The sequence below is a fragment of the Bradyrhizobium lupini genome (assembly GCF_040939785.1).
Lineage (GTDB): Bacteria > Pseudomonadota > Alphaproteobacteria > Rhizobiales > Xanthobacteraceae > Bradyrhizobium > Bradyrhizobium canariense_D.
Genome location: NZ_CP162553.1, coordinates 4,633,341 through 4,659,872 on the forward strand (window position 1 = coordinate 4,633,341; position 26,532 = coordinate 4,659,872).

Below are 26,532 nucleotides of genomic sequence, written 5' to 3' on the forward strand. Positions count from 1 at the left end.
CCATTGTCCGCCCACCCACGCCAGCGAGAAATGAAGGCAGGTTATCGAGATGAGCAGCGTGAACAAACCAGGCGGCAACTACTTGCCCGTCATCATCCATAGTGGAATTGCGTATGTCAGTGGTCAGTTGCCGCGTCGCGGCGAAGAGCTGCTGTACTCAGGCAAGGTCGGCGCAGGTGTCGATGTCGCCGCCGCACAGGGGGCGGCAGCCCTCTGCGCAGATCTCTGCATTTCGGCCATCAATCACGCAACAGGTGGAGAGGACAAGATCGTCCACGTCTTGCAGCTCGTTGGATACATCGCCTCGGCCCCTGGATTCACTCAGCAATCGCAAGTCATGAACGGCGCTTCCGACCGGTTGATCGAGCGCCTAGGCGATCGCGGTCGTCACACGCGTACATCTGTCGGCGTCGCCGAGTTGCCGCGGGGTGCACCGGTCGAGCTGAGTATGATTGCCGCTGTTCGGTCGTAGGAAGGCATGCCGTTCGCTGATCGTCAGCTTCGACGTTCGCACTTCGATACGTCGCGACGACACGCGGTCTATTCGACCAGATACTTCTTCACCGCAGCCTCGTCCCACGCGATCCCGTTGCCGGGCTCCTCGTTCGGCAGGGCAAAGCCGTCCTTGATGATCAGCCGCGTTGAAAGCACTGCGTCGGCCCAGTCGACATATTCGAGCCAATGCGCGGTCGGCGTCACGCACAAAAGATGCGCGCTGACTTCCGAGAACAGATGCGTCGACATCTCGATCCCGGCGGCATGCGCCAGCGCGGCGGCGCGCAGCCAGCCGGTGACGCCGCCGATGCGCTGCACGTCGGGCATCACGTAGTCGCAGGCTTCCGCTGAGAGCGCGGTCTGCATCGCGAAGGCGCTGTCGAAATTCTCGCCGATCTGGACCGGCGTGCGCAGCGCATCCGCGATGCGGGCGTTACCCTCATAATCGTCGTGACGGATCGGCTCCTCGATCCAGGTCAGGCCCTCATCGTCGAGCATCTCGCCACGGCGGATCGCCTCGGTGGCCGTCAGCGCCTGGTTATAGTCGCACATCAAGGTCACGTCGTCGCCGACGGCCTTGCGCACCGCGCGCACCACCTTCAGGTCTTCCCGTGCATCGGGACGGCCGACGCGGATCTTTGCGGCCTGAAAGCCCTCGGCCAGCAGCTTGTGGGCTTCCTCCACCGCGGCACCCGCCGGCATGATGCCGAGCCCCTTCGAATTGTAGGCCCTGACCGGTCTCGGCGCGCCGCCGAGCAGCCGCGCTAGCGGCAGGCCGCGTGCGCGCGCCAGTGCGTCCCATGCCGCCATGTCGATGCCGGATTGTGCCAGCCGCTGCAGGCCGGCGAGCCCCAGCAGGGTGAAGCGCTGGGTCAGCTTGCGCTCGATCTCGAACGGTAGCAGCTCGTCGCCCGCAAGCAGCTCCGACATTTCCGCGACCATCGCCGTCAACGGCTTCAAGGCCGATGGCGTGATCGAGAACAGATAGGCGTGCCCCTGGACGCCCTGGTCGGTCTCGCAGTCGATCAGCACCAGCGGTGCCTTTGCGACAGCCCCGGTCGAGGTCTGGAGCGGGAGGTTCATCGGCACGATGACGGAGCGCGCATTGAAGCGCTTGATGCAGATGGTCTCGGTCATTTGGTGGATCTCCTGGCGGAGTGAATGCAGATTAATGCCGATCTTAAACATTCGCCATGAAACGAAAAGCCGCTTGGCGCGACCACCATAAAATGGGGTTGCGCGGGAGCGCGTTTATTGGCTCTGTTCCGCAAATCCCCCGAGTTCGAGACAAGAACGCTCATCACGGAGCCAACGAGTGAAGCAAGAGATCTCCGAAGAACAGCGCAAGAGCGGCATCCTGACCGGTGCCGCGATCGCCTTCCTGCTGCTCGCCCTGCCGCTCGCGGTGTGGCTGGACCTGACCGAACTCAGCAAGACCGCGCTGCGCCGGCAGGCGATCGACCTGAATTCGGTGATCACGAGCGTGCGCAGCTACTACGCGACCAACGTGGTCGGGCGCATCATCGCCAATCCGAACGGTACGACCAGGGTGATTCACAACTACGAATCCATCCCCGGCGCGATCCCGATCCCGGCGACATTGTCGCTGGAGCTAGGGCGGGTGATCGGGGCGCAGCAGGAAAACATCACCTACCGTTTCGTCTCGGACTTCCCGTTCCAGAACCGCGCCCCGCACCAGCTCGACAAGTTCGAGAAGGCCGCGCTCGAATCGCTTCGCAACGATCCCGAGCAGAAGATCGTCGAGACCGAGACCTCGCTGTTCAACGACAAGGTCCGGCTGATCGCTCCGGTGACGATGGGCCCGGCCTGCGTCAGCTGCCACAACAGTCACCCCGAGAGCCCGAAGAAGGACTGGAAGGTCGGTGACGTCAGAGGCATCCAGGAGGTGATCATCGCCCAGCCGATCGCCGCCAACATCTTCTCGTTCAAGTTCCTGTTGGCCTATTTCCTGATCGCCGCCGGCAGCGGCCTGTCGTTCCTCTCGCTGCAGCGCCGCCAGGCGAGCCGCATCAAGGGCATGAACAAGGAGCTCGAATCCACCAACGACTTCCTGGCTTCGCTATCGATGAAAATCTCGCGCTACATCCCGCCGCAGGTCTACAAGAGCATCTTCTCCGGCCAGAAGGACGTTACCATCCACACCGAGCGCAAGAAGCTCACCATCTTCTTCTCCGACATCCAGAATTTCACCGCGACGGCGGAGCGGCTGCAGCCGGAGTTGCTGACCCAGCTCCTCAACGAATATTTCACCGAGATGTCGGCGGTCGCCCACGAATTTGGCGGCACCATCGACAAGTTCATCGGGGATGCCATGCTGATCTTCTTCGGCGACCCCGAGACCAAAGGCGACCGCGCCGACGCGCAGGCCTGTCTCCAGATGGCCTGGCGCATGCAGCACCGGCTCACCGAGCTCAATGCGAAATGGCGCGCCTCCGGCATCGAGCTGCCGTTCAAGGCCCGCATGGGCATCAATTCCGGCTATTGCAATGTCGGCAATTTCGGCAGCAGCGATCGCATGGACTACACCATCATCGGCGCGGAGGCGAACCTCGCCGCGCGCCTGCAATCGATCGCCGAGCCCGGCGGCATCGTGCTGAGCTACGAGACCTTCGCGCTGGTCAGCGACATCGTCCGCGCCCACGCGCTGCCCGCGATCACGATGAAGGGCATCAGCCGCGAAATCATTCCCTATTCGGTCGACGCGCTGAACGACGCGGCCGCCGAAAGGAGCGGGATCATCACCGAGCGAGCGCCGGGGCTGGAGCTGTATCTCGACCCCGCCGTGGTCAAATCCGGCGACGCGGCGCGGGTGCGCTCGCTGCTGGAGAATGCGCTGGCCTCTCTGAACCCGGCGTGAGGAGCACGCGCGTTGCCGTCTCTCATTGAGAGAGTGTGCCGTGTGGCACCCCCTCCCTAGCCCTCCCCCACAAGGAGGGAGGGAAACACATCTTTAACGTGGCGACTTTGTCCAACTTCGCGGAAAGTCGATCATGGTGCGACGCTGCTCCGTTCTCCGCTCGGCTCCCTCCCCCTTGTGGGGGAGGGCGGGGGAGAGGGGTAGCCCAGCAATAGGTGGGCCCGAGTCAACTCACCGCGCCGCGCCTTCCGTGAAGGCGGTTTCGATCACGTCGCCGAAGGGTTGCCAGGAGCGGCCGTCGAACTGGACCAGCCGCATCTGCCGGATCGGCAGGTAGCTGTTCGGCGAGGTGTTCATCCTGATGTTGGGCAGGGCGACCGAAGGCTGATAATTCCTCAGCGAAGCCGCCTGACGCATGATGTTCTCGCGCGAGAGGTCGTCGCCGCATTGCTTCAGCACCTGCGTCAGCGCCTCTGCCGCGGCGTAGCCATAGAGCGCGGCGCTGCTGTTGGTGCTTTCGTCGTGATGGTATTTGTCCATGAAAGTGAACCAGTCCTTCATGGCGGGATCGTCTTTCCAGGCGGGATCGCTCGGATCCTTGAGGAAAGCCGCCGAGATCACGCCAGAGGAATTCTCCAGGCCTGCGGGCGCCATCGCATTGGCGATCGAGGCGGAGGCGTCGTTGACGATGAAGACCGGGCGCCATTTCATTGCCGCCGCCAGCTTGATCACCTTGGACGCCGTCGACGGTACACCGAGAAAGACGAAGATATCGGCGCCGGCGCGCTTGAGGATCGAGACGTGTCCGTCGAGATGCTCATCGGCAATGTCGAAGGCGATGTCGACGAGGACGAGACGGTTCAGATCGCCAAGACCTTCCTCCATGCCCTTGAGAAGCGCACGCCCGAACTGGTCGTTCTGCCAGAGCACCACGATCTTCTTCCTGGGATAATAGGCCTGGAGATAGTTGGCGTAGATGCGCCCCTCCGACCGGAACGACGGCTGCCAGCCCATGGTCCAGGGAAACGCCTTGGCCTGGCTCAGCTCCTCGTCGCCGGAGGCGACGAACAGTTGTGGGATCTTCTTCGCGTTCAGATACCAGCGCGTGGCGAGATTACCGGGCGTGCCGAACGATCCGAACATCAAATGCACGTCGTCCGTCTCGACCAGATTGCGCGTCAGCTCCAGCGCGGTCGTCGGATCGGAATTGTCATCGCGCGTGATGAAGCGGATCTTGCGGCCGTTGATGCCGCCGCGCGCGTTGACCATGTCGAAATAGGCCGCTTCCGCCTGGCCGATGGCGCCGAATTCGGACAGCGGTCCCGAATACGGCATGACATTGCCGATACGGATTTCGTTGTCGGCGGTGGGTTGATCGGCGCGCTCCTGCGACATCGCCCCGAGCGATGCCAGGGCAACCATCAACACGAACAGCATCCTGCCGGAGACGCGCATGCCCGATACCTTGACGTTGGCCCCTCATCGAGGTCGGCTCAATCCGCACCAAGGCTGCTTGATCTAGGTCAAGCGTTTGTCAAAGCTGTGGCGCGGTGCGCAGCTGGAGGGCCGGACGAAACGGCAGGCGTGCTGACGCGCCGAGTGTGGCGCGCCGCTAGGGCAGCCCGCGGACATTGGACTCCATCTCGACCCGGCGGTCGTGAAATCGGGCGATATAGCGCGGGTGCGCTCGCTGTTCCGCACTCGTCCGATGAAAAATGAACCGATCTGTGAAAGATCATGTTTGGGATAGCGGGCCGTAATTTGGATGGTGGTCAATATTGACCGGTGGCGGCAGAGCTCTCGGTTCCATGATGGTCCATCACCGCCCGCATCGGCGCCCATCGGTGACTGAGAGTATCGCGCTCCCGCCGGATTCAGGCGAGCCTCATGGCCATTCAGCGACCACCTTGTCCTACATGCCGGATAACAACGACGCTGGCGCGCATCACGCCAAGCTCCGCCGGTTCTGAGATTTGGACCTTCGAATGTCCCGCTTGCGATTTCGTCGACCAGATCGCGGTCGTGCTGGTCGACCCAATGAGATCGTCTGATACCTTGGCTTGGTTTCAGGGCGAATTGCGGGCGCCTACATAGGGCGCGCGCTACCTGGAACGAACGAGCGCCGAAGGCCTGGACGTAGGCATTGGTCGAGAAGAACCGGTTGCAGCGCTCGGCTTGGCAACGACGGTGACGTTCAGCGAGCTTGGTGCTGCGCTTCATCAGCAGAGGTAGTCACCCGAAAATCCGCATCATTAATGCTTTGCCGATCGGGGCGGCGTGGATGCCGGTGAATGCGCTGACGTAGTCACCGGAATAGAAAGCGCGAATGAGAGCGATGCGGGTGTTGAGGGTTTCATCAAACCGGATTGCAAAGCCATTCCCCGTGCGTCGCACGACCAGGGCCGCGACGTTTCTCTCCTGGAGGGTGCAGCGAACCGCGGTCCCGACAGGTGGTGGATTGTCGCTCACGAAGCGAGCGCCCGTGATCGACATGTCTGCCAAACGGTAGATGCACTGCCGGGAACCGATATTGAAAAGGACAGGCTCATCTCGCTCGAACCGCTCGGCCTTCCGTCGCCGCGGCTGCTCGATGGACACCAGGCAGACGATCAACAGAATGATGGCGTTGTACAAACTCCAGGCGAGCGCCAGACCGCCATAGGCGATCATGTCACCTTGCACATGAAGCACGAAGGCATAGACGATACCCGCGAGCGTAATCGCCAATGCGGTGCCGTATACCCTGAGCAGTGGCCATTCGACGAAGCGTTGGTCGCGATCCCCGCCCTTCGCCGTGACCTTGAATGTGTGTCCCTGCGTCTGGAGCAGTCCCGCCGCCACGGCCTTGAGAACCGCCGGCAGTGCAATGTATTGAGCGACATCCGACATCACCGCCATGGAGCGTCCGCGGGAAATCCAGGCCATGGTGAGCGAATACCAGACATAAAACGGCAGGAAATATCCGAGGAGTTCGAAAAGATCGGCCTGGACCGCTTTGATGCCGAAGAGAAGATAAAGGCTTGGAACGACGAGACCGAAGACCTTGACGACATAGGTCGAGGTCCAACTCATGAATGCTTCGATGAGAGAAAGCCTGTCGACAACGTCCAGCTGCGATCTTCGGGAAAAGGGACCACTGCGCCCCCGAAAGATTTGCATGAAGCCAAGACACCATCGGCTGCGCTGAGTGATGTACTCCTTGAGTCCCTCCGGGGCCAGCCCCAAGGTCAGACGCTCGTTCAGGTACACCGTGCGTGATCCAATTTCCGTCAGCCGCAGCGTCAGCAAGTAGTCCTCCGTCACGGAATCGGTCGGAAAGCCGCCGATCTTCACGAGGGACGAGAATCGGATGACCGACGACGTGCCGCAACAAAACGCCACGCCCCAAGCGTCCTTCGATGGCATCAGGATATCGAAGAAAAAGCGCTGCTCGTCCGGCCAGACCTTGGTCGCGGCCAAATTGGTTTGGATCGGATCCGCATTGATGAAATGCTGAGGTGTCTGTACCACGCCTACGCCCTGGTCGCGGAACAGGCACGTCGCGCGGCTGAGAAATTCGGGCATAGGCACGAAATCGGCGTCGAGAATCGAAATGAAATCTGGGGGATCGGCGAGCTCCGCCACATGCCACAGGGCGTGATTGATGTTGCCGGCCTTGGCGTCCTTGTTGTCCGGGCGCGCCAGATACCGGCAGCCGAGCTGGCCGGCAAGCTTTTCGAGCCAGTCACGCCGTCCGTCGTCCAGAACCCAGACGCGGTAGTTGGGATAGTTCATTCCCGTGGCGCCGATGATTGTGCGCTCCAGAATCGACGTTTCCTCGTTGTAGGTGCAAATGAATACGTCGATCAGCGGAGCTTGCCGTCCGGCAAGCCACCGCCTGTTGACTTCGACTTGCGGCGTTCGATTGGTCGAGCGGCTGAGAAACACCAGTGTCAGTGCACCCGCCGCAAGCGATACAGCCTCGACGAAGAGGAACACGGATCCCACGGCGAAGTCGGCGGTCCAGCCGACGGGCGGCACCGTGGCTGTCATGCGCCATCCAAAATAGCGGATCATGAGCAGCAATGCGATTGAGATCATCAGCGAGCGCGCCGTGGAGTTCTCGTGCCGCAACCAGGGAAGGACGGCAACGCAGAACCCGAGCGCAATAAGGCCCGGTGTCAGCGCGGCGATCATGGCTTTCTCGCAGTGTCTGGCGAGAAGATGACGCGTCCGGTTCGCCCGACTGGACAATCGTTGGAGCCATCGTTGAGGTCGGGGACCGAAATCGTCGCACGATACGGTTCCTTGCTCAGCGCATCGGGATTAATGGCGAGGTTCGCTGCGACCCCTGCGGAGCCGGTGAGATTGACGACGGTGCCAGTCAATTCGGGGCCGCCGGCGCTCGGCCGGAAATGTGCGAGAGATCCCAGTTGCAGCCCGTTATACACGCTCTCAGTGACGTTCGCCGTCACTACGGCGCCGGAACAATCGAGTAGACGAATGAGCGGTTGTCCGGCCCGGACGTCCTCTCCAGGTGCCGTCATGACCTCCCATATTCGGCCGGCGACGGGGAACTTGATGTCCGCCTCGGAGCGGCCGATGTAACGAGATCGCTCTGATTCTATCTCGCCGACGAGCCACGAGATTTGCGCATCGGCGTGCGCTACGTCCGCGGTGAGGCCTTCAGCCCGCTGCCGCATTTCCTCCTCACGCTGCACCGAGCTCGGACGATCGTTGTAGCTGTCGCCGAGGAAAGTGCCCTCGCGCGCGGCGGTGAGCTCGACCTGGGTTGCATCCAGACGGCGTCGCGCGCCGATTTCGGTCTGCTGAGCAATGGTTTGATCCCGCGTCAGGCGCCCAAGCTCGACAGACGAAACGCTGCCCGATTTGATGAGCGATGATGCTCGTTCCACCGCGGCTGCCGCCTCTTCACGACGCGCTGCGGCCGCTTCGATTGATGTTTGGATTTCTGCGATGCGCGCCTCGAGCTGACGAATGCGCCCCGCTGTGAACAGGGCCGCCTGACGCGCCAGATCCTTCTGCCCCGCCTGGGCTGAAGCTATCTTCGAAACGAGGCTCGGCCTTTCGTTTTCGAGGCGAGACATCTGACTGCGCAGGTCATCGAGCCGCACGCGGTCGCCGCGCGGATTGACGACACGGAGGATGAAAGTGCCCTCACCGACGGTGCCTAAATCGCCTGACAGACTGGCCCCGGCTGAAATCTTCCCGTCAATCGGCGACCTCAACGTCACGAGCCTCGAATTGACGACGGCTTCGACGCTTGACGTCTGGAAAAGCGCTCTGAGCGGCAGCCAGCCGAATACTGCGACGATGGCGATGCCCGCCGCGGCCTTCACAAATCGGAGAAGCGTCCGGCTCGGCTTGGATTGCGCTACATCCGCGGCGGCATCGCCGCCGGTTGCGGGGGCATCGGCATTGCCGGGACTGAGACGCGCATCCAACGCGCGTTGCAAACCGTGCGCGTCATGGTTTCCGTCCACCGCGAGAGGTTTTGCGATATCTGGACCGCCGCCGCCTTCGAATGTCGAATCGAAACGCGTTTTGTTTTGCATCATACACCTGAGAGTCAACGCGCAACCTCCGCGCGAGATACGGCCGGCCGAATCCAAATGCGATGTTGGTGTTGCAAAGGCTAACTGAAACATGAGAATTGTCTGCGATAGCGGATCGCCAAGAGTCGCATTGGGCCGATAGAGGCACGGGTCCGTGCTACCGTTCAGCCGATGTGTTGACGAGGTGCAGCTTGGTCGCGGGCGAAGCCCGCGGCATTGCTTTCTCAAACTCCGCGAGAATGCTGGCGCCGAGCTCTGAGGCGGGGATCGGCCGGCCGAAGAAGAAGCCCTGGACCTGATCACCGTTGGCCGCGTCGAGGAAAGCTGCCTGGTTGGCGGTCTCGACGCCTTCGACCGTCACCCGCATGCGCAGTTCCCGTCCGAGCGCGATGATCGCTTTTACTACTGTCCCGACCTGACAATGAGGGCCGTCGAGGCTCTGCATGAAGGCTCGATCGATCTTGATCTTGTCGAACGGAAAGCGCCACAGATAGCTGAGGCTCGAATAGCCAGCCCCGAAATCGTCCATCACGATGGCAACGCCCATCGTCTTGAGCGTCCGGAGCTGAGCCATGATCGTTTCGGTGTTGCCGAGCAGCAGGCTTTCGGTGATCTCCAGTTCGAGCCGGTGCGCCGCGAGTCCGGCGTCTTTTAGTGCGGCGGCGACGATGTCACCGATGTTGCCCGCCACGAACTGCACGGGTGACAGGTTCACTGCAACGGTCAGGTGCGCCGGCCAGGTCGCGGCCGTGCGGCATGCCTCCCGCAACACCCACGCCCCGATCTTGTCGATAAGCCGCAAGTCCTCGGCGACCGGAATGAAGGTCAATGGCGGAATGAGGGTTCCGTCCGCCGCGGGCATCCGGATCAGCGCTTCGAAGCCGGCAAGGCGGCGCTGGGATATTTCGAAGAGCGGCTGGTAATGCAATTCGAAGCGATCATTCAGTACCGCGTCGCGAATCGCCCTCTCGAGCTCGATGCGCGCTTGTAGCTCAGTGTCCATTTCAGGCAGGAAAAACCGGATGCAGTTGCGGCCGGCTGCCTTGGCCGCGTAGAGCGCGAGGTCGGCACTCTTGAGCAACCGCTCGGCGGTGGTGTCTTCCCCCGTCGCCAGCGCCACGCCGATGCTAGCGGTGGTGAGGATCTCGTGCTGCTTGAATTTCACGGTCGCATTTACCGCGGCGGCGAGATGGCTCGCAAACGACTCGGCCTGAGCTTTGCCGGCGATCCCGCTCTGCACGACCACGAATTCGTCGCCGCCGAGCCGCGCCACCACGTCGTCGATCCTGGCCGCGGCGCGAAGACGCTTGGCGATGGACTTGAGCAGAAAATCGCCACCGTCGTGACCAAGCGAATCGTTGACCTCCTTGAAACGGTCGATGTCGATGAAGTGTACGGCAAGGCTGCCGCCCCGCATCGGCAGGCGAGCGATGGCGCTCTCCAGTTTTTCGATCAGCTGCGGGCGATTGGTCAGCCCGGTCAACGCGTCATGATGGGCGAGAAACCGGATGCGCCGGTCAGCGTGCTTCACCTTTGTTTCCCGATACCAGGCAATTGCGGGAATGGAGAAGGCGAGACCTGACAGCAGGCAAAGGAACACGGCCGCGGTCAGGAACGTATTGTGGACATTCTTGCGTTGCTCGGTTTCATCCACGTAGGCCGCAACGACAGCGGTGAGGCGACCGTCGGTCTGGACCGGGACATAGGCGCGGGCGAAGAATGCCGGTCGGTCGGGCGAATTTCCCTCCCTGACGTCGACGATCGGGAGACCGTCAACCGCTGATCGCGCCGCATCGGGGCTATATTCAGACAAGTCGACGAGCGCGATCTTTTCGCGGGTCGAAACGAACTGGGAGTAGCCATTACGGTTGAATATTTCGTAGTGAAAGACCTCGCCGGAATTTCGCGCCGACAGGAAGAACGCCATGCTCGCGGCGGAAGGCTGCTCGCCGCCGGCGATCTGCTCGAGATCGGTGACACTGGCCGCCAGGAACCTCGCCCAGCTACGAGCGGTCGACGTCGCATCTTGACGGAGAAGATGATCGGTCGTGATCTTCAGGGTCGTCCCGGCGCCCAGCAACAGAATGGCAAGCGCGGCGACGATGGTGACGATGTTTCGCTGAGGCCAGATACTGGCGAGTGACGGCATCAGTGCTACCGGGTCGATCGCATTTTCGTGAGCTCGGCCCGAACCGTTTTTAGCAGTTCGGCATTGCGCTCACTTTTCGAAGCCCAATCGTCGGCAACGGCCGCGAACACGGCATTGGCCGCATCGAGGTCCGACGGCGTGGGTATGGTCACCTGGCGTTTGGGATCGGACTTCAGCTCCCCCATAATGCTGTTTTCAACGGCTTCGTAGGTATCCATGAAACGTCCGGCAGACCACGCACCGCTGTATTTGAGGATGGTCGCCTGTGCAGGTTTCGGCAGCCGGTTGAATATTTTCCGGTTCATCAAAACCATCAGCGGTGCGCCGCTGATGCCAAGAAGGTAATGATAGGTCGCAACGCGTTTGATGCCGTAATCGACCAATGGAGATGGTGGTACCAGGGCGCCATCGATGCTGCCGCTGCCGATGGCTTCGGAGATCTTGGTGACCGGCAGAAATACGGGCCGCGCTCCGAGCTTTTCGAGCGCTGCGGCTTCGCCCGGATTGTTGACGCGAATTCTCTTGTCCTTCAGATCATTCAGCGACGTGATCGGAACGTTGCTGTGGATCGTCTCGGGCTCGGTGACATAGGCGCCGATCACCACGTAGTCGTCGTATCCTTGCAGCGCGCCGGCGGCCATAAGCCGGTTGAACACCGCAACGGACTCCCGCATGTTCGTAAACAGGCCGGGCATCTCGATGATTGCATTGTCTGCGAACCGGTTGCGAGTCAGTCCCGTCACGACGTAGGCGATGTCGGCCGTACCATCGAGCACGAGCTGGGGTTGCTCAGCCGGATCCTTTCCAAGCACGCCGCTGAAATAGGTCTCGATTTCGATCTGGCCTCTTGCCTCGGCGTTGACCGCGTCGACGAATGGCTTGACCGCAGCGAGATAACTCGTCGAGCGGTCGGAACTGGGGAAGGCCAATTTGAGCTTGACCGGTTCGGCGGCGGAGGCCGAGATCAACGCAAAAGAGATCACCGCGCATCGTGCAAGCAAACTAAGCATCGGTTTTCCGATCGTGGCGGCGGCGCGTCGAAACGCCGATTTGCTTGGTCCCTAACGAACCCCCACAGATAGAAATGCTTCAGAGAGCTCTCCTAGATAGCACGCGGCGATCCGGGCGGCGACCAGATCGCGAATCGTAGTTTGAAGCGTGCTAACGCCGGCGAGACAATTGTCTGAGAGCGCGCGGCCGCGAGAGGGGCAACCCAGCTAAAGGTGGACGTTATCAGCGCGCTGCCGGCAACACGCCGCTACGGCAGACCGCGCGCCTCGAGCTGATGCACCAGCAGCAGCGTCGGCTCGGCGAGGCTGTCGCCGGAGCCGTCGAGGCCGAAGGCGCTCGCGATGCCGTCGCGGCTGCGCAGCAGCGCGCTACGCGGGCAATGGCCGGCGCCGCAGAGCGTCTTCTTCAGGGTTTCGCCCTGCGCCGTGATGCCGGCGGAATCATCCGCGGCCCAGGCCAGCACGATCGGGACGTCGACATTGAGGATGCCGGGGAAGACCGAGCGCTTGTTGTACTGGCTGGCGTCGCTGCCGAGATAGGCCTTCTCGCTGTCGCTGGCGTCCTTGCCGGCGCGGTAGATCCCGGACACCAGCACGACCGCCGCGACATCGGCGCGGTCGGTCTGGAGTTCGGGATGGGCCAGCAGGGTGGCGACGTGGAAGGCGCCGGCGCCGTAGCCGACCGCAACGATCTCGCGGGCATCGCCGTTGAATAGGTCGATATTGCCGTGGACCCAGGACAGCGCCGCCGCCACGTCGCTCGCACCCGCCGGCCACGTCGCCGAGGGCGCCAGCCGGTAGTTGACGCGCACGCCGATCATGTCGTTGCGCGCGGCAAAGCACATGGCCTGGTCCTGGATCTGGCGCGACAGCTCCGGCGCGGCGCGGTCGCCAGTGAAAGTGTCGCCGGTCACGAACAGCAGCACCGGCCGCGGCGTATCCGCCTTGGTCGTGGCGGTGGCGACATCGAGCACATTGGCTTCGCTCTCGCCGTAGCGCAGGCCGCGCGAGAAGGTGACCTGCTCGCATAGCCGCGCGGTGCCGCCTGCGGTGGTGTCGCTATCTGTGAGGCCGACCTGGACAAGATCGGACGGCGCAGCCGGCCGCGGCGGCAAGGGGCCGTGCGCGGAGGCTGCCGTCAGGCCCAGAATCAGAAAAAATGCGAGAAAATTCTTCATGTCGGTGGTGGCCCTGCGTGCCCGATATGGGCTCGCGCGTTTGGCCCGTCTTTTCAATTCGCCTTATTAGTTAGTTGGTCATGAGGCGATTTCGCGGCACCCATGGTTCTCTCGGCTCGTCCTCCACGCGTGGTTCAATTCCCCGGCTGGAACGTGCAATCCGCCCCGCTGCCGTCCTTCCGGCGGATGGCATTGGGGTCGATCGTGCAGCTCAGCTTGGTCAGGCTCTCGAAATTCGATCCCGCGGCACCGTCGGCCGGAATGCCGGCCAGAGCTTCGGTGGCGAAGATCTCGTTGGCCGTGGAGCCATTCACCGTCCGGGTCTTCTTGCCGAAGGTGACCTCGCAGTTCCGGACGGTGATGTCGACATTGCCGGCGCGACAGACGATTCGATCGGCGGTCACCATGATCGGCTTCGTGTAGGGAATGTCGCTGTTGGCGGCGAACAGCATCGCCATTGCCTTCTTCTCGGCGCCAGACAGGACCGACGACAGCGGCGCGATCACCCCCGCGAGCGCCAGCGCCGTCGCGCCCGAGACTTTTGCGGGCGTCGCGTCGGAGGCTCCCGCGACGCCGGAGGCGGCTGCGAGGACGAGGGTGCAGGCGAAGATCAATCGACCGGCTTTCATCTTCCCTCCCTGGACCTGCAATCGCGGCTTCCCTCCGGGAAGCGCGCGGAACCAGATTAGCATGTAAATCCGAATTGGAAGGCAAGTTCGCCTCGCCTTGCGCCTTCGCGCGCTACGGCTGTTTTGCTCCGAGGTGTCAAACGGTTACGCCGCGGGGCCGAGCCCCGCGCCGAGACGGCCGTTCTACTGTGCATGGGGTTGTTTTCGCGTTTTTTTTGTTTTGGCCGACCTGTCAGGCCTGCTTCATCGTCCGGAAGGTGATGGAATAGCGGCGCGCCTCGACCGGCGGGATGCTGTGCTCCCATTGCGACCGCGCCTCGCCGTCCATCATGTAAAGCGAGCGCGGCCGGGCTTCGAGCGTGTGGCGCTCCCATTTGTCGCCGCTACGGCGGCGGAAACGGAATTTGCAGGACGAGCCCAGCGACATGCCGAGGATTTTGTCGAAATGCGGCTTGTCGCGATGCCAGCCGATGCCGACGCCGGCCTCGTATTCGGTGCAGAGCACCTGCCGCACGCTGCCGCCGGCAAGCCCAGCCCATGCCTCGACCTGCCGCGCGACGGGCAGGACCCAGTCCGGGATCGGCTCGGCCTCGGCCAGCCGCTGCAGCGAATAGTCATAGCGATAGCCGAAGGACGCCACCCGGCGGTTGCCCTCGAAGGCGCCGAACTGGAAGCGCTGGAGCGGCAATGCTGCGATGCGGCCGATGAGCGCCTGCTCGACGGCGGTCTCGACGAAGTCATCGGCATAGCGAAGGCCGGCGGGCCCTGCGTGCGGATCGGCGAACAAGCCAAGCTGCGTCATTCCTCGCATTTCCGTGATGGAACCTAATGGTGGCTGATGCGACTTACATATGACGCGGAAAGTAACATGCGAGGCTGTCATGGCAGAGAAGCATACCGCCGATCCGGCAGAGATCATGCGGGCGACCGGTCATCCTGAGCTGGAATACGCAGCCGGCTGGACCATCGCCGGTCTGGTCACGATCGGCACCATCGTCGCCGCCTGGGTGTTCGCGATCTAGCCCATTGGAAACTGCAGCTCGAACGCCGCGCCCTGATCGGTCGGCGTGAGCCTGATCGAGCTGCCATGGCTCGCCATCACCGCGCGCGCGATCGCCAGCCCCATCCCGGTGCCGCCCTGGTCGCGGCGCGTGGTGAAGAACGCGTCGAAGATCCTGTCGCGGTTCGGCGTCGAGATCGGCTCGCCGTCATTGCTTACCGTCACACGCAGGGTCGTACGCTCGTCGATCGCTTTCAGCCTGATTGTCCCAGCCTTGTGTCGCATCGCATTATCGGCGAGATGCGACAGCACGATGAGCGCCTTCTCGGCCGACATGCCGATCATCAGGTCGAGGCTGCCGCTGGCCTCTATCGAGCTCGCCGGAAATCGGCTCCTGAGGTCGGCAATCACCGGCGCCAATTCCGTGCGCTCGTTTTGCGGCAGGCTTTCGGCACGCGCGAGTTCACGCAGCCGCTGCGCCATCGCTTCCAGCCGCTTTGTGTCGGACAGGATGTTGGCGATGAACGTCTCCTGCTCGGCCGGCGTCAGGCTGCCCGCTTTGCCCTGAACCGAATCCTGCAACAGCTCGGCGGCGCCCTTGATCGAGGTCAGCGGCGATTTCAATTCGTGGGTGAGATGGGCCGAGAACGTCGCGATATAGTCCGAGCGCCGCGCCAGCTGTTCGGCCATACCGAGGAAGCTGTGCGAGAGCCGCGCGAACTCGCGCGTACCGTAGTGCCGGAGCGGCCTGAACGCCTCACGGTCGCCGCGGCCTATTCTGGTGGCGCGATCGATCAGTTCGCGCATCGGCAGCGTGATGGTGCGCGAGAATACGAGGCCAATGGCGATCGTGCCGAGAACCACGGCGAGCCCCGCCAGCACGAACTTGGCCCGCTCTTGATAGAGATGGTCGAAGATGTTGCTCGGCGTCCGCGTCGTGTAGATCACCCCCGCGACGTGGTTGTTGACGATGACAGGCATTGCCGAAAACACGTGGACGCCGAGGCCGCGGCTGAAGGAATAGATCGACGGCGGCGGCTTGTCGGGCACGCGGTTGCGCAAGGTGGCGCGGTATTGCCCATGCAGCGCGTCCGCGACCTCCTCGATATGGGCGAGCGACTGCCCGACCTCCTGCCGCCCGGCGATCACCACGCCTTGGGGATCGAGGATGCGAAAGCCTGCCAGCGTCACCTTCTGGGTCTCGCGGATGATCGGCGTCAGCTTTGCGCCGATCTCGACATAGACGGGCTGCGGCGGCTGTGGAGCGGCTTGCGCGTCGGGCCGCCGCCGCAGCAGGTCGTTGGCGGTGAGGTCAAGCGCGGGACGGATCGGGGTGACCTGGTCGCCTGGATCAGGCAGCACATTCGGCGGCACCTCGCCGCCGAGCGTCAGGCCGCTGTCGAGGCGCGCCGTGACCTCCTGCGCGTAGATGGTCGCGAGCACGCGGCTCTGCGCGATCAGCTCGGCCTGGGTCTGGCGGATCAGCTGGTTGTCGTAGAGGCGGAAGAAGAACAGGCCGACCAGCGGCAGCACGCCGACGGTCGCCAGCACCGTGAAGATCACCAGGGTGAGCGACGGCCGCCATTTGTCTGGCGCCGCGCTCATGCGTCCTTCTCGCAGCGGCCGAGCTTGAAGCCGACACCGTGGATGGTCTCGATGACGTTGTCGCAGGCCAGCGCCGCGAGCTTGGCGCGGATGTTGCGAATGTGGCTGTCGATGGTGCGGTCGGAGACCTGGATGTTGAGCTGGTAGGCGGCCCGCATCAGCTGCTCGCGATTGAAGACCGAGGTCGGCCGGGTCAGGAACGCGCGCAAGATGCCGAACTCGGTCGCGGTCAGCTTCAGCGGCGTGCCGGCGAAGGACGCGACATGCTGCTTGGGATCGATCAACAGGCCGCCTTGCGCGAGTGCCGATGGCCCCGCCTTGGCCTCGCCATTGCGCGGGCCGAGACGGCGCAGGATGACGTTGACCCGCGCCACCAGCTCGCGCGGGCTGAACGGCTTCGTCACGTAGTCGTCGCCGCCGATCTCGAGGCCAAGGATACGGTCGATCTCCTCGTCGCGCGCCGACAGGAACAGGATCGGCACGTCGGAGCCTTTGCGCACCTCGCGGCAGACGTCGAGGCCGTCGAATTCGGGCATGCCGATGTCGAGCACGATGAGATCGGGCTTGTCGGCGGCAAAGCGGCTCAGCGCCTCCTTGCCGTCGCGCGCCTCGATTACGTCCATGCCGGCTTTGTTCAAGGCGACGCGGATGACCTCGCGGATATGGCCTTCGTCGTCGACGATGAGAATGCGATGCGCCAAGAACCTCTCCGCTCCCCGTCAGCCCGCCGGCCGAACTTTCTCCAGCGCGTCCAGCCTGCGCTGGAGCCGCCAGGTCCGAAAGCCCCAGCTCCGCCAGGCCAGATCCTGACGCTGGACTTCTACAAGCCGATCGCGCCGCGACACAAGGCAGTTGTCGCCCGGGCGATGAGCGATGACCTTGTCGATCGCAGGCAGCGCCTGCGGCCCGAGTGTGAGGAGATAGTTGGCGTCGATGCTCAAGCCCTTACCCGACATTTCGTTGCTGTGGCTCAGATTATAGTCGGCGATGAACGCATCGAAGTTCATCAGCGAGCAGCCATACAGCGCGATCGTTAACGCGATCAGATTGGCGCCGACGAGCCATTGGTTAGACTTGTCGAGCACGATACGGGCCACGATCAGGATCAGCCCGAGCGTCACCAGTCCCATCCAGATGAAGGCGGCGATGCGCCAATAGGTCAGCATGTAGATCTCGACATAGAGGTCGAGGCGGAGGATGGAGGACGCGACCAGAAGCACATTCTGCCCGACCCAGAGATAGACCAGCGGCCGGATCACTTTTGATTTTTCGACCGGTCCACCCGGACGCATCGCCACTAGCACGAAGGCGGCGGCGAGGAGGGCGGTGGCGATCAGGGAGTAGGCGCCGCGATGGGCATAGGCCGCATATGTCAAATTGGCCGGCAGCGCGACATGGCCCCAGAGGTAGATGCCGTCGAGAATGGACTGTGCCGCGAACAGCAGATTGAACAGGATCAGCGAGCGCAGGATGGTGGAGGGGCCCAGGAACTCAGCCGAGACTTGGGACGGCAGCGGCGGCGGCACGGGGCCATCGACGACCATCGTGGTGGCAATCGTCCTGCGCCGCCAGCGCACATGGATGAACGGCCAGACCAGCGCCAGCATCATGGTCCAGAACAGCACGCGCGCGACGCTGATATATTCGAAGATGAGCTTTGGATTGAGCAGACACACCCACTGCTCGATTACCGGATTGGCCGCCGCGAATAGCGCGACGAAGACGGTGCTCATCACAGCAGGCATCAGCCAGAGTACGATGCCCCGGGTGAACCCCGACATGTTGAAGATCTGCAGCGCGTCGAGAAAGAACCTGAAGGGCCCGAGCAGGAAGAAATTGCGCACGCGCGCGCACGTTCAGTGAGCCCGGTCGTTTTCGGATTGGTCGCGATCAGAAGCGCAATGGCCAGCGCCATGGTGAGGATCAGGAAGGACAGCATGTTGAGCTCCTCGACCGCCGGTGCGAGGCCGGCGACGAGAATGGCCGCGCCGATCATGGCGCGCCGCAGATCCAGGGCCGCATGATTGAACAGCATCGACACGCAAGCCATCGCGATCACAAACAGCGTCAGCGACAGCCCGATCCGCGGACCATAGAACAGCCAGTCGGCGAGCGCAGCGAGAACGAGCGCGAGGCCGACCTTGGCCGGGATCGAGGAATGCCTGATCGGCTGGATTTCCGCTGCAATTGTCGAAGCCAGGCTCGTCATGTCAAGAAGACCTTTCGTGTTGGGTGGCATCACGAAGTCTGAACGTCGTTTGTGCAGAAGGCGGGATCGTCGTCTGCACGGCTTCAGGAGTCTTTTGCAGATTATGTGCAGGCCCGCTTTTGGTCCTTACGCGGCGCAAATCGCTTTGATAGGTGCGATGCATACATCACCTTGGGCGTGACGCATCATGCAGCTCTTCAACCGCACCGGTCTCATCCTCCTCTGGCTGGCCGCCCCTCTCGTCGCATTTGCGGCCGCTAACAAGAACGATCCCTATCTGCTCGAGCTGCGCGGCGCTGGAAACATCGCACTTGTCGTCACAAGCATCGTGATCGTCATCGTGCTGCTGCGCAGGGGGCGGTGGCGCACGATCGCCGGCAAGCTGCTCGTCATGCTCTGGTGCGTTCCATCGGTGCTGATATCGGCGGCGCACCTGAAATTCGAACTGCGGAAGCACGATGTTCTTGCAGCCGGTGCGGCCGAGGCGCGTCAGCTCGGACCTCACTTCATGGTCGGTTATTCCTCCTTCCCGGAGGTCGCGCGCCTCGCCGAGCAAGGCGTGATCGGCGGTGTCTACGTCACCCGGCACAATATCCGTGGCCGGTCCGTCGAGACGTTGCGCACCGAGATCGCGACGCTCCAGGACAAGCGGCGCGCCGCCGGCCTGCCTCCGCTGGTGGTCGCCGCGGACCAGGAGGGCGGCATCGTCGGGCATCTTGCGCCGCCGCTGACAAAGCTGCCGGCGCTGGCGACGCTTGCCGGGCTTGCTCCCGATGACCAGCAGGCCAAAGCGGCAGAGTTCGGCCGCATCCACGGACGTGAACTCGCCGGGCTCGGTGTCAACCTCAATCTCGCGCCGGTGCTCGATCTCAAGCCGCCGGGCCGGCGCAATCGCCTCGACTTCCACACCCTGATCGGTCAGCGCGCGATTGCGACCGATCCCGCCGTCGTCGGCGCGGTCGCGAGCGCCTATGTGCGCGGGCTGGAAGAATCCGGCGTCGGCGCCACGCTCAAGCATTTTCCCGGCATCGGGCGCGTGCGCACCGACACGCATCATTTCAGCGCCAACCTCGACACGCCGGTGAAGGAGTTGGAGGCAGCCGACTGGCTCCCGTTCCGCGAGGTGCTGTCGCATTCGCGCAGCGCGCTCATGGTCGGCCATGTCACGCTCACGGCCGTCGATCCCGACCGAGCCGCCTCGCATTCGAAGCGCGTCGTCGAGGGGATCATTCGCGACAAATGGGGCTATCAGGGCGTCGTCATGACCGACGATCTCGTGATGGGCGCGATCTACCAGCACGACGTCTGCCGGGCCGTGGTCGAGGCGATCAACGCGGGCGTCGATCTGCTGCTGGTCGCCTATGACGGCGCGCAGTTCTACCGGATTTTCGCTTGCGCCCTGGATGGATCGCGACACGGCAAGCTCGATACAGCGATGCTGCGCGCGAGCGAGGCGCGGCTCGCGCGGGGTTTCCCCTCCGAGCAGGCACGAGCCGTCTCAAGCACTGTCAGCGTCGCCCGCCAAAACTAGCCCTTCGCGAACTGCCGGTAGTCAGGCTCGCGATGAAACCAGAATTCGTAGCCGGTGATGGCCCTCTGCATCGCGACATCGTGGATCGGCTGATTGAGCGGGACGATGGGAACATCGCGCATGCAGAGCGCGATGAAATCCTTCACGGCCTTGTCGTACTCGGCAGCATCCGTGGTGTACCGCGCCTTGTCGATCAGCGCGTCCATTTCCTTGTTCTGGTACGAGGAGATGTTGAAGATCGAGTTGTTGCCGTGGAAGTTCCAGTAGAAGTAATACTCGGGATAATCGAGCCAGCCGCTGAAGCGATTCAGCGCGAGCGGCAGCTCCTTCTTGTTCAGCGTGGTGCGCCAGTTCGCGCCGGGAATCTTTTCGATCGCGGCCTTGATGCCGATTTTAGCGAGGCTCTCCTGGATCAGGATCGCGGTCGGCTCGCCGACCGTGGCGGTGCCGGTGTCGAGTGACAGCGTCGTCTCCAGTCCCGACTCGAAGCCTGCCTCCTTCATCAGGGCCTTGGCCTTGTCGAGATCGGTGACGTAGGGAAACGCCTGCGGCCAGACCGGCTTTGAGACGTCTGCTGCTCCGCCATACATGGGAACGGCGCGTCCGAAGAACGCGCTGTTCTGGATCTGCTCATAGGGCATCGCCCAGGCGACGGCTTGGCGCAGCTTCACATTGTCGAACGGCGGCTTTGCCGTGTTGAGCGCCACCGACCAGAGCGCGTTCGGGATCGGCACGCCGGAGACCTTGACCTTGCCCTCCCGAATGATCTGCTCGAAGTCACGCGGCGCGAAGCCGCTGGAGATATCCGCATCGCCCCGTTCCAGCATGGCGCGGCGAGTGCCGGCGGAAGGGACGTCGCGCGCGATCACCCGCTTGAGCTTCGGGAGAGGTCCGCTCTTCCAATCGTCGAAGCGCGCCAGCACGGTCTCGCTGCCCGGCTTCCAGCTTTCGATCGTGTAAGCGCCGCCGCCGGCCTCGTTGTTCCTGAGCCACGCCAGCGCCCACGGGTCTTCCGCCGTCGCGTTCTTTTTTGCGAGCTCCGAGTTGATGATGAAAGGCACGACCACCGCGACGTTGAACAGCAGCATCTTGTCCTTGCGCACATAGTCGATGCGGAAAGTGTGGTCGTCGACCACGATGAACTGCTCGGACTGTTCCAGCGATCCCGCCGACATCTGGAAGGTCGGAAAACCGCCGACCTTCACCGCGCGATCGAACGACCATTTGACGTCTTTCGCCGTGACCGGCGTATCGTCGTGGAATTTCGCGTCCTTCCGCAGCTTGAAAATGCAGGACATGCCGTCGGCCGCAACCTCCCAGCTCTCGGCGAGTTCAGGTGCGAGCTTCTCGCGGTCATAAGACAGCGTACCGTCGGAGAGCGTCTTGGAGGCATAGCTCAGCAGGCGATCGTAGCAATTCCAGGACAGCCCGTTCACGGTCTGGTTGGAGCCGACGCCCTGCATGTCGAGCGAGTTTGGCCCGAGCTCCTGCACCACCAGCAGCGTCTCTGCGCGCCCTTGCGCCGAGGCAAAGCGCGGAGCGAGGGCGGTCATTCCGGCAAGGCCGAGGCCGCCGAGCACGCTGCGGCGGTTTAGGTCGAATGATGATGCGCTCATGGGTGCCTCACTCTTGAGAGATTCGCACCATAAAGAGGCAAGGCGCATGCCATCGGCCGCGCTTCACGGCGTCGCATGCTGCGCGGCCATCAATTCTACGGCGTCACCGCTCCGCGGGGCACGGCGCGTGGGGCGGTCAGCTCCTTCCACGTCGAATTGGCGACATGCACGGGCGAGAACGCCGGGCGCTCGACATAACGGCCGTCGCCGGCCTCGGCGCGCAGATCGCCGTCTTTCCAGACGATTCGGCCGCGCGACAGCGTCGCCGCCGGTCCGCCGGTGCAGGAAAACCCCTCGAACACGTTGTAGTCGATCCGGCTCATCTGCCGCTTCGCGCTGATGGTCTTGCTCGCCTTGGGATCCCAAACCACGATATCTGCATCCGAGCCGACGGCGACCGCGCCCTTGCGCGGATAGATGTTGAGGATGCGGGCGATATTCGCCGAGGTGACTGCGACGAATTCTTCCTTCGTCAACCGTCCCGTGGCGACGCCCGCGGTCCACAGCAGGGCGAGGCGATCTTCGAGGCCGCCGGTGCCGTTCGGGATCTTTCTGAAATCGCCGAGCCCGAACCGCTTCTGCTCGGTGGTGAAGGCGCAGTGGTCGGTCGCGACCACCTGCAGCGAGCCGGCTTGCAGGCCAGCCCAAAGACTATCCTGATGCGACCTGTCGCGGAACGGCGGCGACATCACGCGCTGCGCGGCATGATCCCAGTCCTTGTTTTGATATTCACCGGCGTCGAGCAACAAGTGCTGGATCAACGGCTCGCCATAGACGCGCTTGCCCGCCGCACGTGCGCGCGCGATCGCCTCATGCGCTTCGCGGCAGCTCGTGTGCACGATATAGACCGGCGTCCCCGTCATGTCGGCGATCATGATGGCGCGGTTGGTGGCTTCGCCCTCGACCTCCGGCGGCCGTGAATAAGCGTGTCCCTCGGGGCCGATGACGCCGCCCGCGATCAGCGCCTCCTGCATCAGGGCGACGACGTCGCCGTTCTCCGCATGCACGACAGGCATGGCGCCGAGATGGGCGCAGCGGGCGAACGAGTTGTAGAGCTCGTCGTCGTTCACCATGAGCGCGCCCTTGTAGGCCATGAAGTGCTTGAAGGTGTTGATGCCGTAGGTTTTGACCACGGTCTCCATCTCGTCATGGATCTGCTTCGACCACGAGGTTACCGCCATGTGGAAGCCGTAGTCGGAGGCCGCCTTCTCGGATTTGTGCCGCCACTCCTGATAGGCCGCGAGCATCGACTGGCCTGGATCGGGCAGACAGAAATCCACCACCATGGTGGTGCCGCCGGCCAGCGCCGCCTTGGTCCCCGATTCGAAATCATCGGCGGTGACCGTGCCCATGAACGGCATTTCGAGATGGGTGTGCGGATCGATGCCGCCCGGGATGACGTAAGCGCCGCCCGCATCGATGATCTCGCACCCCGTCGGCGCATCGAGCGACCGCCCGATCGCGACGACGGTCGCGCCGTCGATCAGCACGTCCGCGCGGCGCGAATGATCATGATTGACGACGGTGCCGCCGCGGATGAGGAGGGGCATTGGATGCTCCGGAGAGGGAAGTGGACCTCGCGAAGCTAAGCGCGCGGCACACGACGCGACAGGTGAAATTTTAGTCAGGCACGCCGACAGTTGAGCCGTGCTCTCTCGGCCTCTACGCCGCCCGCGCGATCAGCCCGTCAATCATCGCGCGCACCAGGCCCGCGATTTCCTTCCGGAGCGCCGGCAGCGGCACCGCGACCAGTTTCTGCTCCAGTCCCAGCGCCACCATGCCATGCACCGCCGAGAACAGGCTGCGCGCGGTGATGCCGAGCTCCTCCCGACTGCGTTTTGGAAATAGCGCGGCCAGCGGCTGGTAGACGTGGCGAAACAGCTGCAGCTGGTCGTCGATGGACCAGTCGGGGAGGGGCTTGTCGGCTGCCATGCGGTGCTCGAACAGAGCGCGCCACAGTTCGAGATTCTCCGCGGCGAAATCGCAATAGGCGAGAGCAATGCGGACCAGGGTCTCCTGCGGCGACGGCTCGCGCGCGCTTTCCGCCGCGCTCAGGGCCCGGTCGAGCCGAAGCAAGGTGCGCGAGCCCACGCGCAGGATCAGTTCATCGACATCGGCGACGAGATTGTAGACCGCGCCGTTGGCGCAGCCGATCTCGCGGGCGAGATCGCGGGTCTTTAAACCCGCCAATCCCCTGTCGGCGATCATTCGTTCCGCCGCTAGGCTCAAAGTCGGATCGAAGTTTCTCTCGGCGTTCCAATGGCTTAGTCATCTGGAAACCAAATTCTTGAGCGTCGCTCAAATATTTCTTTGAACGATGTTCAAGTTTCTTGCTACAAACCATCCGTGAGCAACGCTCATAACAGGGAGCTTCAGATGTTCAAGACCGTAGTGACACTTTTCCGCGGCAGCGTGGCCGCCGCCAGCGAGGAGCTGGAAGACCGGACGGCCCTTCTGATCCTCGATCAACAGATGCGCGACGCGGCCGCGGCCGTCGAGCGCAGCAAACGGACCCTTGCGCTGGCGATTGCGCAGGACCAGCAGGAAGCTCGCAAGCTCGAGGCGACCGTCGCCCGCATCGCTGATCTCGAGATGCGCGCGGTCGCGGCGCTCGACGGGGACCGCGAGGATCTCGCCAACGATGCTGCCGAAGCCATCGCGGGCCTGGAGGCCGATCGCGATGCGGCGCTGACGGCCCGCGCACTGTTCGCAACCGAAATCGCGCGGCTGAAGCGGCACGTCGCAAGCGCGCAGGCCCGCATCACCGAGCTCGACCGCGGCCGCCGCGTCGCCCGTGCCTCGGAAGCGGTGCGCTCGCTTCGCCGCAGCGGCATCGAGGCGGCACGCCCCAACGAATCCACGCTGCCGGAGGCGGAGAGCACTTTGAGGCGTCTTCGTGAGCGGCAGATGGAAGCCCAGGCCGCCGACGACGCGCTGGTCGAGCTCGATGCGGCCACCGGTCCGCTCGCCACCGCCGAAAAACTCGCCGAGCAGGGTTTTGGCCCCAGGCTCAAGACGACCGCGGACGACGTGCTGGCGCGGTTGAAGTCCAAGAGCATGCTGACTGGCTGATCCCAACCCCATCATTCGAACCAACAGGAGACCATCATGAACCAGAATGGCCAGCCCCACAGCGGCGCCTGGGTGACTTTCACTTACGTGTCCTTCGCAGCCTCCGCCTTCCTCATCGCCATCGGCATCTTCTTCCTGCCGATCGACCTCTGGATGAAGGGTTATCTCACCATGGGCATCGTCATGTTGATCCAGACTTGCATCACCCTGACCAAGACGGTCCGGGACAACCATGAAAGTAGCCGGATGGTGAACCGCATCGAGGATGCCAGGGCGGAACGTCTGCTGATGGAAGTCTCCAAGGCGGCCTGAGAGGCATGACAATACGCAAGGAAAGCAGCGGAGCAATTTGTTCCGCTGCTTCGCGCCGGATGCATTCCGTCAAACCTTATCGCGCCAGCGAAATGCAACCGAGCCATGACGGATCGCGCGGGCGTGCGCTCTTGCGCACCGGCAGCGGCCGGAGCACTCTGCACGAGCGGCACACAAAGAATGCCGCCAAAAAGATGTGCTTACAAGATCTCGGCGAGGAACCTCATGGCAGCGACGCGGATCGACTGCGACATCCACCCGGCGGTTGGTGGCACGCGCACGACGCTACTGCCCTATCTCAGCGATCACTGGAAAGAGCAGGTCGTGAGCCGCGCCATCGACGGGCTCGATCTCACCTCCTATCCGCCCGGCATGCCGCTAAGCGGCCGCGCCGACTGGCGTCCGGCGAACGGCACAAAGCCCGGTTCCGATCTTGCGATGGTGCAGAAGGGCGCATTTGAGCAGTTGGGTGCCAGTCACGCGATCCTCAACGTGCTCTATGGCGCGCAGGCTGTGTTCGACCCCTACATGGCGGCCGACTTCTGCAAGGCGATCAACGACTGGATCGCCACTGAGTGGCTGTCGCGCGATCCGCGCTTGCGTGCCTCGATCGTGGTGCCGATGCAGGACCCGGAGCTAGCGATCGAGGAGATCGAGCGCCGCGCCGGCGATCACCGCTTCGTCTCGATCCTCGTGCTGGCGCAGGGCGAGACGCTCTTGGGACGGCGGCATTTCTGGCCGGTCTATCGGCTCGCCGAGAAATACAAGCTGCCGCTCGCGATCCACGCCGGCACGCAATATCGGCAGGCGCCGAGCTCGGCCGGATGGCCGTCGCACCGCTACGAATATTACTTCGTCGAGGCGCAGGCATTTCAGGCGCAGATCCTGAGCCTGATCTATGAGGGCGTGTTCGGCAAGTTTCCGGACCTCAAGGTCGTGCTGATGGAATCCGGCGTGAGCTGGCTCCCGGCTTTCATGTGGCGCGCCAACAAGACCTGGCGCGGGGTGCGCGTCGAGGTGCCCTGGGTCGAGCGCGAGCCGGCTGCGATCATTCGCGACAATTTCCGCGTCACCATGCAGCCGTTTGATGCGCCGGGCGACGCCAGAAGCGTCGAGGAGATCATCGACCAGATCGGATCCGAAAAGATGTTCCTGTTCGCGTCCGACTATCCGCACTGGCAGTTCGACGGCGACGATCCGATCCCGCCGGACCTGCCGAACAGCATCATCTCGAAGATGTGCGTCGACAACCCGCTGGAGACGTTTCCGCGGCTGTCGCTCGCCAACTAGACC

General features: G+C 63.2%; 23 protein-coding genes. 7 read left to right on the forward strand and 16 right to left on the reverse strand.

From position 1 onward, the window contains the following. The first annotated feature begins 49 nt into the window (after positions 1-49). Complete coding sequence (locus AB3L03_RS21910) at positions 50-472, forward strand: RidA family protein (RefSeq protein WP_085361225.1); 423 nt, start codon at positions 50-52, stop codon at positions 470-472. 68 nt (positions 473-540) lie between these two features. Here AB3L03_RS21910 and AB3L03_RS21915 read toward each other — a convergent pair whose 3' ends face one another. Further along, entirely contained in the window at positions 541-1,632 is a 1,092-nt protein-coding gene (locus AB3L03_RS21915) for an enolase C-terminal domain-like protein (RefSeq protein WP_085350815.1), read from the reverse strand. 178 nt (positions 1,633-1,810) lie between these two features. On the opposite strand from AB3L03_RS21915, the gene AB3L03_RS21920 reads away from it, so the two are divergent. Next, entirely contained in the window at positions 1,811-3,373 is a 1,563-nt protein-coding gene (locus tag AB3L03_RS21920; protein ID WP_085350683.1) for an adenylate/guanylate cyclase domain-containing protein, read from the forward strand. Between the two features lie 231 nt (positions 3,374-3,604). Here AB3L03_RS21920 and AB3L03_RS21925 read toward each other — a convergent pair whose 3' ends face one another. The 8 genes from AB3L03_RS21925 to AB3L03_RS21960 form a co-directional block, all read right to left on the reverse strand. Then, positions 3,605-4,828 (reverse strand): ABC transporter substrate-binding protein, encoded by a 1,224-nt coding sequence (locus tag AB3L03_RS21925; protein WP_085354376.1) that lies wholly within the window; start codon positions 4,826-4,828, stop codon positions 3,605-3,607. A gap of 777 nt (positions 4,829-5,605) precedes the next feature. Further along, positions 5,606-7,549, reverse strand: coding sequence for a glycosyltransferase (locus tag AB3L03_RS21930; protein ID WP_085350164.1), 1,944 nt, complete (start codon positions 7,547-7,549; stop codon positions 5,606-5,608). After that, positions 7,546-8,928 carry an HlyD family efflux transporter periplasmic adaptor subunit gene (locus AB3L03_RS21935; protein ID WP_143273909.1) on the reverse strand — a complete coding sequence of 461 codons (1,383 nt, stop codon included), beginning with the start codon at positions 8,926-8,928 and terminating at the stop codon, positions 7,546-7,548. The genes AB3L03_RS21930 and AB3L03_RS21935 overlap by 4 nt, the downstream gene beginning before the upstream one ends. Positions 8,929-9,085: 157 nt before the next feature. Further along, positions 9,086-11,077 (reverse strand): bifunctional diguanylate cyclase/phosphodiesterase, encoded by a 1,992-nt coding sequence (locus AB3L03_RS21940; RefSeq protein WP_085361227.1) that lies wholly within the window; start codon positions 11,075-11,077, stop codon positions 9,086-9,088. 5 nt (positions 11,078-11,082) lie between these two features. Beyond that, positions 11,083-12,060 (reverse strand): TRAP transporter substrate-binding protein, encoded by a 978-nt coding sequence (locus AB3L03_RS21945; protein WP_368507025.1) that lies wholly within the window; start codon positions 12,058-12,060, stop codon positions 11,083-11,085. Between the two features lie 275 nt (positions 12,061-12,335). Further along, positions 12,336-13,265 (reverse strand): alpha/beta hydrolase, encoded by a 930-nt coding sequence (locus AB3L03_RS21950; RefSeq protein WP_085361229.1) that lies wholly within the window; start codon positions 13,263-13,265, stop codon positions 12,336-12,338. Between the two features lie 134 nt (positions 13,266-13,399). Next, complete coding sequence (locus AB3L03_RS21955) at positions 13,400-13,894, reverse strand: hypothetical protein (RefSeq protein ID WP_085361230.1); 495 nt, start codon at positions 13,892-13,894, stop codon at positions 13,400-13,402. 232 nt (positions 13,895-14,126) lie between these two features. After that, positions 14,127-14,696, reverse strand: coding sequence for an alpha-ketoglutarate-dependent dioxygenase AlkB (locus tag AB3L03_RS21960; RefSeq protein WP_368507026.1), 570 nt, complete (start codon positions 14,694-14,696; stop codon positions 14,127-14,129). Between the two features lie 79 nt (positions 14,697-14,775). On the opposite strand from AB3L03_RS21960, the gene AB3L03_RS21965 reads away from it, so the two are divergent. Then, positions 14,776-14,916, forward strand: a complete 141-nt coding sequence (locus AB3L03_RS21965) for a hypothetical protein (protein ID WP_007597071.1) — start codon at positions 14,776-14,778, stop codon at positions 14,914-14,916. Here AB3L03_RS21965 and AB3L03_RS21970 read toward each other — a convergent pair. Genes AB3L03_RS21970 through AB3L03_RS21985 form a run of 4 tightly spaced genes read right to left on the reverse strand, consistent with a single transcriptional unit; the run spans position 14,913 to position 18,708 of the window. Continuing rightward, positions 14,913-16,499 (reverse strand): ATP-binding protein, encoded by a 1,587-nt coding sequence (locus AB3L03_RS21970; RefSeq protein WP_368507027.1) that lies wholly within the window; start codon positions 16,497-16,499, stop codon positions 14,913-14,915. The two genes, AB3L03_RS21965 and AB3L03_RS21970, sit on opposite strands and share 4 nt — an antisense overlap. Beyond that, the gene (locus AB3L03_RS21975) at positions 16,496-17,200 is read right to left on the reverse strand and encodes a response regulator (RefSeq protein ID WP_368507028.1); all 705 of its coding nucleotides are present in this window, start codon (positions 17,198-17,200) and stop codon (positions 16,496-16,498) included. The genes AB3L03_RS21970 and AB3L03_RS21975 overlap by 4 nt, the downstream gene beginning before the upstream one ends. 18 nt (positions 17,201-17,218) lie before the next feature. Further along, positions 17,219-18,280 carry a DUF4153 domain-containing protein gene (locus tag AB3L03_RS21980; protein ID WP_368507029.1) on the reverse strand — a complete coding sequence of 354 codons (1,062 nt, stop codon included), beginning with the start codon at positions 18,278-18,280 and terminating at the stop codon, positions 17,219-17,221. Then, on the reverse strand, positions 18,244-18,708 hold the full coding sequence (locus AB3L03_RS21985; RefSeq protein WP_368507030.1) for a hypothetical protein: 465 nt from the start codon (positions 18,706-18,708) through the stop codon (positions 18,244-18,246). Before AB3L03_RS21985 ends, AB3L03_RS21980 begins: the two co-directional genes overlap by 37 nt. Before the next feature lie 187 nt (positions 18,709-18,895). On the opposite strand from AB3L03_RS21985, the gene AB3L03_RS21990 reads away from it, so the two are divergent. Further along, the gene (locus AB3L03_RS21990) at positions 18,896-20,239 is read left to right on the forward strand and encodes a glycoside hydrolase family 3 N-terminal domain-containing protein (RefSeq protein WP_368507031.1); all 1,344 of its coding nucleotides are present in this window, start codon (positions 18,896-18,898) and stop codon (positions 20,237-20,239) included. On the opposite strand, the gene AB3L03_RS21995 is transcribed toward AB3L03_RS21990, so the two are convergent. The 3 genes from AB3L03_RS21995 to AB3L03_RS22005 all read right to left on the reverse strand — a co-directional run bounded on the left by AB3L03_RS21995 (position 20,236) and on the right by AB3L03_RS22005 (position 24,063). Further along, the gene (locus AB3L03_RS21995) at positions 20,236-21,855 is read right to left on the reverse strand and encodes an ABC transporter substrate-binding protein (RefSeq protein ID WP_368507032.1); all 1,620 of its coding nucleotides are present in this window, start codon (positions 21,853-21,855) and stop codon (positions 20,236-20,238) included. The genes AB3L03_RS21990 and AB3L03_RS21995 overlap by 4 nt on opposite strands. Before the next feature lie 95 nt (positions 21,856-21,950). After that, positions 21,951-23,405, reverse strand: a complete 1,455-nt coding sequence (gene hydA / locus AB3L03_RS22000; protein WP_368507033.1) for a dihydropyrimidinase — start codon at positions 23,403-23,405, stop codon at positions 21,951-21,953. Between the two features lie 112 nt (positions 23,406-23,517). After that, positions 23,518-24,063, reverse strand: coding sequence for a TetR/AcrR family transcriptional regulator (locus tag AB3L03_RS22005; RefSeq protein WP_039798642.1), 546 nt, complete (start codon positions 24,061-24,063; stop codon positions 23,518-23,520). A gap of 168 nt (positions 24,064-24,231) precedes the next feature. Here AB3L03_RS22005 and AB3L03_RS22010 point away from each other — a divergent pair, with 168 nt between their 5' ends. The 3 genes from AB3L03_RS22010 to AB3L03_RS22020 all read left to right on the forward strand — a co-directional run bounded on the left by AB3L03_RS22010 (position 24,232) and on the right by AB3L03_RS22020 (position 26,529). Further along, positions 24,232-24,927, forward strand: a complete 696-nt coding sequence (locus AB3L03_RS22010; protein ID WP_204512434.1) for a PspA/IM30 family protein — start codon at positions 24,232-24,234, stop codon at positions 24,925-24,927. Positions 24,928-24,963: 36 nt separating this feature from the next. Further along, the gene (locus tag AB3L03_RS22015) at positions 24,964-25,239 is read left to right on the forward strand and encodes a YiaA/YiaB family inner membrane protein (RefSeq protein WP_085361234.1); all 276 of its coding nucleotides are present in this window, start codon (positions 24,964-24,966) and stop codon (positions 25,237-25,239) included. Between the two features lie 225 nt (positions 25,240-25,464). After that, positions 25,465-26,529, forward strand: coding sequence for an amidohydrolase family protein (locus tag AB3L03_RS22020; protein ID WP_204512433.1), 1,065 nt, complete (start codon positions 25,465-25,467; stop codon positions 26,527-26,529). Positions 26,530-26,532 lie beyond the last annotated feature (3 nt).